Genomic DNA, 11,279 nt, shown 5'->3' on the forward strand with positions numbered 1-11,279 from the left:
ACATGTATTGGGAATTCTGGTCCTTTGCATCCAGCTATTTCCAAAACGATTAATGACAATGGTATAATTGCATCTGCGGTTCTTTCAGGAAATCGTAATTTTGAAGGGCGTGTTTCCCCTGATGTGCAAGCGAATTATTTAGCTTCACCACCGTTAGTTGTTGCACATGCGCTCATCGGGACGGTGTGTAAAGATTTAACCAAGGAGCCTCTAGGTGAAGATTCAAATGGCCACCCCATTTATTTGAGAGATATTTGGCCAACTTCTCAAGAAATACAGGAGTTTATCGAAAAAAATGTCACGCGGAAGGTTTTTGCCGAAAAGTATGCAGATGTTTTTAAGGGAGATGAAAATTGGCAAAAAGTTCAGATTCCTACGGGTTCTACCTATTCTTGGGATGAGCAATCCACCTATGTACGCAATCCACCTTATTTCGATGATATGCAGAAAACACCTGATATCTTACCAGATATTAAAGATGCACGGATTTTAGGTTTATTTGGTGATAAAATCACGACGGATCATATTTCTCCTGCTGGTTCTATTAAAGCAGCTTCTCCTGCCGGAAAATATTTAATGGATCATGGTGTTAAAGTGGCTGATTTTAATCAGTATGGAACGCGTCGTGGGAATCATGAAGTTATGGTGCGTGGGACCTTTGCCAATATTCGCATTCGTAATTTCATGTTAGGGGAAAATGGTCGAGAAGGAGGTTATACGGTTCATTATCCGTCAGCGGTAGAACAAACCATTTACGATGCAGCAATGGCGTATAAACAAGAAGGTATTCCACTCGTTGTTTTTGCAGGTATTGAATATGGTAATGGATCATCTCGCGATTGGGCTGCCAAGGGGACCAATCTTCTTGGTGTCAAAGCAGTGATTGTGCAGTCTTTTGAAAGGATTCATCGCTCTAATCTTGTTGGTATGGGCATTGTCCCTTTTGTTTTTGAGGAGGGGCTAAGTTGGAAATCTTTAGGCTTAAAGGGAGATGAAAAGGTGACAATTGAAGGGATTCATAACTTGAAACCTCGTCAAAAGACTGTAGCGAAAATTACTTTTTCTGATGGTACGGTAAAAACCGTTCCATTATTATGCCGTGTTGATACTGAAGATGAGCTAGATTATTTGCATCATGGTGGAATTTTGCAATATGTCTTGCGTAAGTTAGCCGTTTAAATTCTTTTGTTTGTTAAGGAATATCTATTATTAAGCTATAAAGTTGCGGATCAAAGAGTTTGGCTTCGTTTTTTTATGGCTATCTTTGAAAATCTAATTGACGTTAGCTTTAGGATTGCGCTATAACCCACACGGTTATAGGCAGCTTTATAGTTTTGCTTGGGTTGGATTTATTTATATTGGTAGAGTTGTTATTGAGACTTATTTTACCAAGGTGTTGAAAGAGAGATTATATTTATGGCGAATACACCTTCTGCTCGAAAAGCGGTGCGCAAGGTTGCGGCGCGCGCACAGGTTAATAAGGCCCGCCGTTCACGCGTTCGTACTTTTATACGTAAGTTTGATGATGCTTTAGCGGGTGGCGATAAGGCATCTGCAGAGATTGCATTTAAGAATTTTGAGCCTGAAATTATGCGTGCAGTTTCTAAAGGGGTTTTTCATAAAAATGCTGCTGCGAGGAAAGTATCGCGTTTAGCTAAACGTTTGAAGGCTCTCAGCGTTTAAGCTTTTTCTCCTTTAATTGAGAACAAAGCCAGTATCCATGAGGATGCTGGCTTTTTGTTTATTATTTCAAAAGTTTCTATTGAAAATAAGAATCGATAATGATTCTCCACTTGAAAAAGGAGAGAAAGTTTATAGGGGGAGGTATGGTTATCCACAAGCTTTGTGGATTTGTACAGAGTCTTTTTTGTCAAGCATTTTATTTTTTTTTTTAAATCTGAAGAGATTCTTTAATTATTGGTAAATTTAGAGAAAAAAAATGAATTGAATCAATATTTTTTTCAGTCCTCATTAATATAAGCATTTTTTTCGGGTTTTTTGATTTTATTTTGACCTCTTGCATTTTACCTCTGCTGTTTTGTATGGTTCTTATGAAGACTAAGAAGCATGAAGGGGTCACATCAGCGCATTATTCTGTATTTTGTTGAATACAAGATGTTTTGATTTAGGCTTTTCGAAACTTTTGTGTTGGAGAGGTTTTCTGACGGTTTTTTAGTTTTCTTAATGGATATGTTTACCATTTTAGAAGGGTGGGTCATATCATGAGTGCAAGTAAATCTTATTGGTCATCTTTGTTAGTAGGGTTGTGATGAGGCTATCCTAGGGGAGGGTGAGTAATCTTATTTGGGGTAGGGCGTTTTGCCTTCGCTAGATTTATTTTAGTTGTTTGGCAGGACAAAATTTTATTTTTATCAGGATGGAAGATGGTGGATAAATTGAACTCTAAAGCTAGTTCCTTTAAAAGGGTTTCGGTAAATATCCTGTCGGCAGAGAACATAATAAAGAATAGGATGACGGAAAGTGATGAGAACGTTTGTAGAAATGCTTCTATAGGGCATTCTATTGTTTCAGAGGAGGAAAGTGCGGCGGCTTTTATACGTGTTATGGCGCAATTAAAGGTGCAGGTTGGTGTTGAGGCTTATACCAGTTGGTTTGGACGTGTGAAGCTTGCTGAATATAGTCATACTCTTGTAAAGCTTTCTGTTCCTACTGCTTTTTTACGTTCATGGATTAATAATCACTATGGTTCTCTTTTGACTCATTTATGGAAACAAGAGAATTCAGCAATTCTTCGTGTTGAAGTTATTGTTCGTGGTATGGAACGCGTTTCAAGAGATGTCGTTTGTAAAAGAAGTGTTCCTCCTGTTGTGCTAGAGGAGCAGGCGACTTCATCTTTTGTTGAAAGTTGCGCAGAGCATTCAGTTAAGAATTCTCAAACGGGAGTTTTTGGATCTCCACTTGATTCTCGCTATACTTTTGAAAGTTTTGTTGAGGGGGCTTCTAATCGTGTTGCTTTAGCAGCTGCGCGTTCCATTGCAGAGGGGCATAAAAGTGCCTTACGTTTTAATCCTCTTTTTATTCACGCATCTGTTGGCTTAGGAAAAACACATTTGCTTCAAGCGATTGCTGCTTCTGCATTGAAGCGTTTAACGTCTGCGCGCGTTATTTATTTAACTGCTGAATATTTTATGTGGCGTTTTGCAACAGCTATTCGTGATAATGATGCTCTTTCTTTTAAAGAACAGCTTCGTGATATCGACCTTTTGATTATTGATGATATGCAGTTTTTGCAGGGTAAGTCGATACAACATGAGTTTTGCCATTTGCTTAATATGTTGCTTGATAGTGCAAAACAGGTTGTTGTCGCTGCAGATCGTCCACCAGCAGAATTAGAATCGCTTGATCTTCGCGTTCGCTCTCGTCTTCAGGGAGGGGTAGCTCTTGAAATTGAAGCACCAGATTATGAAATGCGTTTGCAAATGTTGCGCCAGCGGTTGAAGGTGGCACAACAAGATGATGGCATGGTATCAATTTCTGATGATATCTTGGAATATATTGCGAAAACGGTTTTAGGGTCGGGGCGTGATATTGAAGGTGCGTTTAATCAGCTCTTGTTTCGTCAATCTTTTGAGTCTGATTTATCTTTAGAGCGGATTGATGAGTTATTAGGTCATTTGACACGTCCTGGTGAACCTAAGCGTATTCGGATTGAAGAAATTCAGCGTACGGTAGCACGCCATTATAATGTTTCTAAACAGGACTTGTTATCTAATCGTCGAACACGTACGGTTGTGAAGCCACGGCAAGTTGCAATGTATTTAGCAAAAGTATTAACTCCTCGCTCATTACCAGAAATTGGGCGCCGTTTTGGTGGGCGTGATCATACAACAGTTTTACACGCTGTGCGTAAAATTGAAGATTTGGTTTGTGGTGATCAGACCTTGGCTAAGGAACTTGAGTTGCTTAAGCGGTTGATTGGAGAACAGGCTGTATAGTGTTTATCGTTTCTTTCTTTGGAGAGACTTTAAAGAATTTAATGAAAAGATTTATTTTTTCTTATGCAGGAGTGACTTGCCATTTTAAGAGAGGTTTAATAAACTCTAGCAGGCGATTCTCTAAAGGGATCTATTCTTTAATTCTAAGGAATTCTTATAGTTTTTAGTAAATCATACGGGGCTTTTATGCGGATTACAGTTGATCGCAGTCAATTTCTCAAGTCTCTTGGTCGGGTTCACCGTGTGGTAGAGCGCCGTAATACTGTTCCTATTTTATCGAATGTGTTGATTGATGCAGAAAATGGCCGTGTACAGTTAAAAGCAACAGACCTTGATTTAGAGGTTATGGAATCTTTTGCAGTTAATGTTAAACAAGCTGGAGCAACAACTGTTCCGGCACATTTGCTCTATGATATCATTCGAAAACTTCCTGATAGCAATGAAGTTGTATTATCCGTCGATGAGAATCAAGCAGGTACAATGTCCGTGGTTTCGGGTTGTGCACATTTTCAGCTTCAATGTCTTCCGAAGTCAGACTTTCCAGAGTCGCTTCCTGGGCAGTTTGGTTATCGTTTTTCTTTATCGGCATCAGGCTTAAAACATTTACTTGATTGTACACAATTTGCCATTTCTACTGAAGAAACCCGTTATTATCTTAATGGTATTTATTTCCATATTATTAATGATGGTGTTTTGAAATTGCGTTTGGTTGCAACTGATGGTCATCGTTTGGCACAAGTTGAGATGGAAGCTCCTTCGGGAGTTGAGGGAATGCCTGGTGTTATTGTTCCCCGTAAAGCTGTAGGAGAATTGCAAAAACTTCTTTCAGAAGAAAATGATAGCGATGTATGTATAGAGCTTTCGGAGACAAAAATTCGTTTTTCTATAGGCTCTGTGATTTTTACATCAAAATTAATTGATGGAACATTTCCAGATTATCAACGTGTTATCCCTCTTGGGAATGATAAAGAATTAATTGTTAATAGGCAGGACTTTTCTTCTGCAGTTGATCGTGTTTCAACGATTTCAAGTGATCGGGGGCGTGCAGTTAAATTAACGATTGAGCATGGACAGTTAAGGCTTGTTGTTAATAGCCCAGATTCGGGCAGTGCAGAAGATCAATTATCAGTAACTTATGCATCTGAACCGCTTGAGATAGGATTTAATTCACGTTATCTTTTGGATATTGCTGGGCAGCTTTCAAGTGATGAGATGGTTTTTATGTTGGCTGAGGCTGGAGCACCAGCTCTGATTCGTGATAATGATGATGCGGATGTGCTCTATGTACTGATGCCTATTCGCGTTTAGGGGCAGTTGTTTTGCAATGCATGGCCAGTCATGTGCACAAAGTGGCAGTGAGGCAGCTGAAGCTTTTACGTTATCGCAATTATTCTTTTTTCAATATTCATTTTTCTGGTCAGCATGTGGTTTTTACTGGCCATAATGGTGCTGGTAAGACGAATCTTTTAGAGGCGTTATCTTTTCTTTCTCCTGGTCGTGGTTTGCGGCGTGCTGTTTATTCTGACGTTAGTTTTGTAGATGGTGGTGGTGGAGGATTTATTGTATTTGCGCGTCTTGAATGCGCTCTTTATGGTGAAGTAAAGATTGGTACAGCTTTTGAGGTTAGCGATAACAGTCGAAAGGTCCATATTAATGGTGTGAATGAGTCGAGTGATTGCCTAACAGATTATTGTCATATTAGTGTCCTAACACCGTCTATGGATGGTCTTTTTACAGGTCCTTCACTTGAGCGCCGTAGTTTTTTGGACCGTATGGTTTTGGCGATTGATCCCTTGCATAGGCGCCGCATAGCCGATTATGATAGAGCTATGCGCGCACGTAATCGTTTGTTTTTAGATGGAAATGAAGATTGTGCTTGGTTTGATGCTTTAGAAAAGCAAATGGCAGAATTGGCGACAGCTATTTCTGCGGCGCGTGTTGATGTTATTCGTCTTTTAAATGACATGTTTACACAAATGCCCTCACAGATACCTTTTCCACGAGCTTTTTTGCAAATTGATGGTTTTTTAGAAACAGCTCTTAGTGAAATATCAGCAACTGAAGTTGAAGAACAATTTTGTGATCGATTGCGGCATAATCGCGCAATGGATCGTGCTGCTGGTCGGACGTTAGAAGGACCACATCGTGCAGATTTGCAGGTTTTTTATGCTGATAAAAATAGAGCAGCAACATCTTGTTCAACAGGTGAACAAAAAGCGCTGCTAACAGGTTTAGTTTTGTGTCATGCACGTCTAACAGGTATGATGTCGGAAAGATCTCCCATTCTTCTTCTTGATGAAATGGTTGCCCATCTTGATTCGCATCGACGTGCTGCTCTATTTGATATTCTTGATGATTTAGCTGTACAAACATTTATGACAGGAACAGATCGTCTTTTATTTGATGACTTAAAAGGACGCGCAGAATTCTTTGAGATTAAGGATGGAGCTTTATTGCCGTAAAAACATGCTAAATATTTTTTTAATAAGTGATAGGTCTGAAAGAAAAGGCTTGCTATGTCAGAGATAATAACGATTTTAAATGGTCCTAATTTAAATTTTCTAGGTCAACGTGAGCCAGAAATTTATGGAACTGAAACTCTAGAAGATATTGAAAAAAGATGCAGAGAATGGGCAAAAAAAAATGATATTATAATAAATTTTTATCAAAGTAACTATGAAGGGCAATTAGTGGCATGGATACAAGAAGCAATAGAGGCAAGTTCTGGATTGATCATTAACCCAGCGGCTTACAGTCATACATCTGTTGCACTTCTTGATGCCCTAAAAATGTTTTCAGGGCCGAAAGTAGAAGTTCATTTATCTCATATTTATCAGCGTGAAGCTTTTCGTCACCATTCTTATACATCTGCAGGTGTAGACGCTATTATAACTGGGTGTGGAGGTGATGGATATCGGTTTGCACTTGAGTATATTGCAAAACAATTAAGCAAAACAATTAAATTGTGATAGGTAAAGAGTAAGCATTTAATAAGAGTAATATAGGCATTTAATTCTCTTGATAATTATTTTCAAATCTGTACAATGTGAGGTATATATTTATGACAGTTTTTAGTGCGTATGACGGGGGTAAATAGAGATGAAAAGCTTTGTTAGACAATTAGAAATGCTTGTGATTTTAGGGGGAGCACTGCTTTTGTCTGGTTGTAAAATTGATGTTATGCAGCCATCAGGTTATGTTGCACGTCAACAGCTCATTTTGATCGTTGTTTGTGTGGTGGTGATGCTTTGTATTGTTATCCCAGTTATGGTGAGTGTGGTATTTTTAGCTATAAAATATCGTGCATCGAATATGAAAGCGGACTATTCTCCTGATTGGGCACATTCAAATAAAATTGAAGCATTGATGTGGGGTATTCCAGTTGTAATTGTAATGGTTTTAGGTTCATTAACAGCTTATTATACCTATAAGCTTGAACCTACAAATCCTCTTCCAGTGGAAGTTGTAGGTGAAGGAAAGCCATTACAGATTGATGCTGTTGCTCTTGATTGGAAATGGCTTTTTATTTATCCTGAATACGGTGTTGCATCGATTAATGAGATTTATGCGCCTGAAGGACGTCAAGTTTTATTGCAATTGACGTCAGAGAATTCTGTCAATGCTTTTTGGGTTCCCAAATTGGGTACAGTTCTTTACGCTATGCCGCAGATGAATGCTAAGTTGCATTTGGTCGCTGAAGAGCAAGGAGTATTCAAAGGAGCCTCAGCAAATTATAGTGGTGATGGTTTTTCGGGTATGCGGTTTAAGTGGCATTCTGTGTCTTTGCAGGATTTTGAGGATTGGATTGTAAAAGCTCGGGCTAATGGTCGAGTACTTGATCGTTCATCTTATCGTCAACTTTCTATTGCGCCTCGTATGGGTGATATTGCTGCGAAGGAAAAAGATGCTGAAGTTCGTTATTTTGCACCTGTTGAGAAGCGGCTTTACTATCGTGTTGTTAATCGATGTGTCGATGAAAAGACGGTATGTAATGAAGATTTAATGAAACGTGCTGCTGCTCAGACGCTATGGGGTGCACTATGTTCAGTATTTGATCCTGATGTTATTTAACAGAGTCAATAAAGTAAAGAGCCCTTTTAACAAAGGTTTCTTTTAAACTTGAATTTCATTTGAAATGGGTTGAGAAATGTTTGGAAGACTTACAGATCCTACGGCAGGTGCTTTTCATGCGCTTGCACATGAACCGATCGTTTTGTATACATGTATTGCGATTGTTTTGGTTGGTTTAATTGCTGTTATTGCTCTAACAGTACTTGGGTGGTGGGGGATTCTATGGCGAAATTGGATTACAACGGTTGACCATAAACGCATAGGTATTATGTACATCGTTCTTGGAATTATTATGCTTGTTCGCGGTTTTGCGGACGCACTTATGATGCGAACGCATCAAGCTTTAGCTCTTGGGAGTGAAACAGCAGGTTATTTGCCCCCTGAGCATTTTGATCAAATTTTTTCGGCGCATGGTACGATCATGATTTTTTTCATGGCCACGCCTATTTTATTTGGTCTTTTTAATTATCTTATACCACTTCAAATTGGTGCACGTGATGTTGCTTTTCCCTTTGCAAATAATCTAGGTTTTTGGATTACGGCTGCAGGGGCGATATTGATTAACATATCCCTAGGTGTTGGGAATTTTGGTCGTGGTGGTTGGTTGATGTATCCACCTTTTACAGAATTGCAAACGAGTCCAGATACAGGGGTAGATTATTATTTATGGTCACTTCAGCTTTCTGGTATTGCAACAACAATGGGATCAGTGAATTTTATTGCAACGATGATTAAAATGCGTGCTCCTGGAATGACAATGATGAGAATGCCTATTTTTTGTTGGAGTGCTTTTGTCAGCAATGTTCTTATTGTAGTCATTTATCCTGTTTTGGCTGTAGCATTTGCACTCTTGGCATGTGATCGTTATTTGAACATGAATTTCTTTACCAATGTTGGTGGCGGAAATCCGATGGTATGGATTAACTATGTTTGGGTTTTTGGTCATCCTGAGGTTTATGTTTTGGTTGTTCCTGCTTTTGGAATTGTTTCTGAAGTTGTATCAACTTTTTCTTCAAAACGCCTCTTTGGTTATACTTCAATGATATGGGCCATGTTGGTTATTTTGATTCTTTCGCTTCTTGTTTGGGGCCATCATTTCTTCACAATGGGTGGGGGTGAAGCTGTAAATACCTTCTTTAGTATTGCTACGATGATTATTGCAGTTCCAACCGGTGTAAAAGTTTTTAATTGGCTGCTTACGATGTATAGAGGTCGGATTCGCTTTGAGCCTCCTATGCTTTGGTGCATGGGTATGATCTTTACATTTGTTGGTGGTGGATTAACAGGTGTTTTATTATCTATTGTTCCTGCTGATTGGCAGTTTCATAATTCGCTCTTTTTGATAGCACATTTCCATCATACAATTATTGGAGGTGTGGTTTTTGCGTACTTAGCAGGGATTGCATTTTGGTTTCCAAAAGTTTTTGGTTATAAACCAAATCGCATACTAGGTATTACATCTTTTTGGTGTTGGTTTATTGGTTTTTACCTTGCCTTTTTCCCCGTTTATGCGCTTGGTTTAATGGGGGCGACGCGTCGTTTGCAGCATTACATGGAACCTAGTTGGCAGCCGATGTTTATTATTGCTGCATTGGGTGCTTGTATTATCTTACTTGGTATCCTTTGTTTTGTGCTACAGGTTGTTTTGGCGATTTGGTACGGTATTAAGCATAAAGGGCACTTACCGGTAACATTAAATGATTCTTGGGGTGATGCACGTACACTTGAATGGTTTACCTCTTCACCGCCTCCTTCTTATAATTTTGCCCTCCTTCCAAAGATACAGTCTGATGATGCTTATTGGAATATGAAGAAAAGTGGTTATCAACGGCCGACAAGTGGATTTACAAAAATTCATATGCCATCGAATACATCGGCTGGAATTATTGCTGGCTTCTTCTCATTAGTTGTTGGTTTTGCGCTTGTTTGGCATATTTGGTGGCTTGTTGCGGTTGGACTGGTTGGTTTTATTGCAACGCTTGTGTGTCATTCATTAACAGGTGATCATCATGGTTACTATATTCCAGCTGAAGAAGTGCAAAAAACTGAAGATGCCTTTACGGCTGTTCTTAAAGAACAAGGAGTGACAGTATGAGTGCTGTAACAATGAATAACGCGAGTACTATAGATGAACTTCACCACGATAGTAGCTCGGTAATGACGTTTGGTTTTTGGGTCTATATTCTTTCAGACTTAATCCTTTTTTCGACACTGTTTTCAAGTTTTGCTGTATTTTCTGCTTCTTATGGTGGTGGTAAAGCGGGCAGTGAGTTTATAGATTTAAAGTTTGTTTTGGTTGAGACTGCTTTCTTGTTGTTTTCGTCCGTCACTTATGGCTTTGCAATGGTACAAGCACATAAAAATAACATCAGTGGTGTGCGTTTATGGATGGCTATTACCTTTGGATTGGGGTGTTGCTTCATTGGTATGGAACTTTACGAATTTCATGAACTTTTGAGTGAGGTTTTTTATTTTGATCCAAATGCTTATGCGGGTATTGATCCTGTAACAGGTTTACAGCTTTTTGGACGGGAAATTCTCTCTGCTTATTGGTCAGCATTTTTTGCCTTGGTTGGCACCCATGGACTTCACGTAAGTGTTGGCCTTCTTTGGATGGTTGTGATGTTTTTTCATCTTCGTCGTAATGGCTTGGATCAGAACAATAAAACACGTTTAGCATGTCTTTCCATTTTTTGGCATTTACTTGATATTGTATGGATTGGTGTTTTCACCATGGTTTATCTATTAGGAGCGTTGTGATGAGCGTGCAAAATGAAACACATGGTCCCAGTACTGGTTCCTATTTGGTTGGTTTTATTCTGGCTGTATTTTTCACTTTGGGTTCTTTTATTCCTGTGATGTATGGAATGATGGAAAGTTGGGCAGTTAGTACAAAGGTTGCGTATCTTATTGGGATGGCGATTATTCAGATTATAGTACAAATTGTTTTCTTTTTGCACTTGAATTCTGGTCCAGACGCCAAGTGGAATTTAAGCGCGTTGTGGTTTGCTGCTATTTGCGTTTTTGTTATTATTGGGGGAACTTGGTGGGCTATTTCTCATTTGAATTATAATATGATGGGTGGTTCAGGACGTGTTATTGAACCGGAAATATCAAGTAGAGATGATTCTTCAGTGTCTGAGCAGTTATCAAACAAAGATATATCCGTAAGAAAACAGCCAGAAAAGATACAGGGCTCAGAGGTTTCGATGGAGCAAGGTGCAAGTACGCAAACTCCTGTAGATCAAGCAC

At 39.1% G+C, this 11,279-nt stretch carries 10 protein-coding genes; all 10 read left to right on the top strand.

What is annotated here, in order from left to right:
- Nucleotides 1-1,179: aconitase family protein (locus ACFIL8_RS03590; protein WP_375688936.1), on the top strand; the 1,179-nt coding region annotated here is incomplete at its 5' end.
- 237 nt (nucleotides 1,180-1,416) lie between these two features.
- Entirely contained in the window at nucleotides 1,417-1,683 is a 267-nt protein-coding gene (gene rpsT, locus ACFIL8_RS03595; protein WP_375612830.1) for a 30S ribosomal protein S20, read from the top strand.
- 701 nt (nucleotides 1,684-2,384) lie between these two features.
- Nucleotides 2,385-3,956, top strand: coding sequence for a chromosomal replication initiator protein DnaA (dnaA, locus tag ACFIL8_RS03600; RefSeq protein WP_375611430.1), 1,572 nt, complete (start codon nucleotides 2,385-2,387; stop codon nucleotides 3,954-3,956).
- Between the two features lie 186 nt (nucleotides 3,957-4,142).
- Nucleotides 4,143-5,264: a DNA polymerase III subunit beta gene (gene dnaN, locus ACFIL8_RS03605; protein WP_375612831.1), complete on the top strand. Its 1,122-nt coding sequence runs from the start codon at nucleotides 4,143-4,145 to the stop codon at nucleotides 5,262-5,264.
- A gap of 20 nt (nucleotides 5,265-5,284) precedes the next feature.
- Nucleotides 5,285-6,418, top strand: a complete 1,134-nt coding sequence (gene recF, locus ACFIL8_RS03610) for a DNA replication/repair protein RecF (RefSeq protein WP_375612886.1) — start codon at nucleotides 5,285-5,287, stop codon at nucleotides 6,416-6,418.
- A 54-nt stretch (nucleotides 6,419-6,472) separates the two neighbouring features.
- The gene (gene aroQ, locus ACFIL8_RS03615) at nucleotides 6,473-6,925 is read left to right on the top strand and encodes a type II 3-dehydroquinate dehydratase (RefSeq protein ID WP_375611431.1); all 453 of its coding nucleotides are present in this window, start codon (nucleotides 6,473-6,475) and stop codon (nucleotides 6,923-6,925) included.
- A 130-nt stretch (nucleotides 6,926-7,055) separates the two neighbouring features.
- Nucleotides 7,056-8,027, top strand: coding sequence for a ubiquinol oxidase subunit II (cyoA, locus tag ACFIL8_RS03620; RefSeq protein ID WP_375611432.1), 972 nt, complete (start codon nucleotides 7,056-7,058; stop codon nucleotides 8,025-8,027).
- A gap of 76 nt (nucleotides 8,028-8,103) precedes the next feature.
- Entirely contained in the window at nucleotides 8,104-10,122 is a 2,019-nt protein-coding gene (cyoB, locus tag ACFIL8_RS03625; protein ID WP_375611433.1) for a cytochrome o ubiquinol oxidase subunit I, read from the top strand.
- Nucleotides 10,119-10,787: a cytochrome (ubi)quinol oxidase subunit III gene (locus ACFIL8_RS03630; protein WP_375649169.1), complete on the top strand. Its 669-nt coding sequence runs from the start codon at nucleotides 10,119-10,121 to the stop codon at nucleotides 10,785-10,787. Before cyoB ends, ACFIL8_RS03630 begins: the two co-directional genes overlap by 4 nt.
- Nucleotides 10,787-11,279: cytochrome o ubiquinol oxidase subunit IV (gene cyoD / locus ACFIL8_RS03635; RefSeq protein WP_375688939.1), on the top strand; the 493-nt coding region annotated here is incomplete at its 3' end. The genes ACFIL8_RS03630 and cyoD, both read left to right, overlap by 1 nt.

The sequence above is a fragment of the Bartonella sp. AP57NXGY genome, assembly GCF_042195805.1.
Lineage (GTDB): Bacteria > Pseudomonadota > Alphaproteobacteria > Rhizobiales > Rhizobiaceae > Bartonella.

Excerpts from the sequence above, each read along its gene's own strand:
- rpsT (WP_375612830.1), top strand. The coding sequence starts at position 1,417 with ATGGCGAATACACCTTCTGCTCGAAAAGCGGTGCGCAAGGTTGCGGCG.
- dnaA (WP_375611430.1), top strand. The coding sequence starts at position 2,385 with ATGGTGGATAAATTGAACTCTAAAGCTAGTTCCTTTAAAAGGGTTTCG.
- dnaN (WP_375612831.1), top strand. The coding sequence starts at position 4,143 with ATGCGGATTACAGTTGATCGCAGTCAATTTCTCAAGTCTCTTGGTCGG.
- recF (WP_375612886.1), top strand. The coding sequence starts at position 5,285 with ATGGCCAGTCATGTGCACAAAGTGGCAGTGAGGCAGCTGAAGCTTTTA.
- aroQ (WP_375611431.1), top strand. The coding sequence starts at position 6,473 with ATGTCAGAGATAATAACGATTTTAAATGGTCCTAATTTAAATTTTCTA.
- cyoA (WP_375611432.1), top strand. The coding sequence starts at position 7,056 with ATGAAAAGCTTTGTTAGACAATTAGAAATGCTTGTGATTTTAGGGGGA.
- cyoB (WP_375611433.1), top strand. The coding sequence starts at position 8,104 with ATGTTTGGAAGACTTACAGATCCTACGGCAGGTGCTTTTCATGCGCTT.
- ACFIL8_RS03630 (WP_375649169.1), top strand. The coding sequence starts at position 10,119 with ATGAGTGCTGTAACAATGAATAACGCGAGTACTATAGATGAACTTCAC.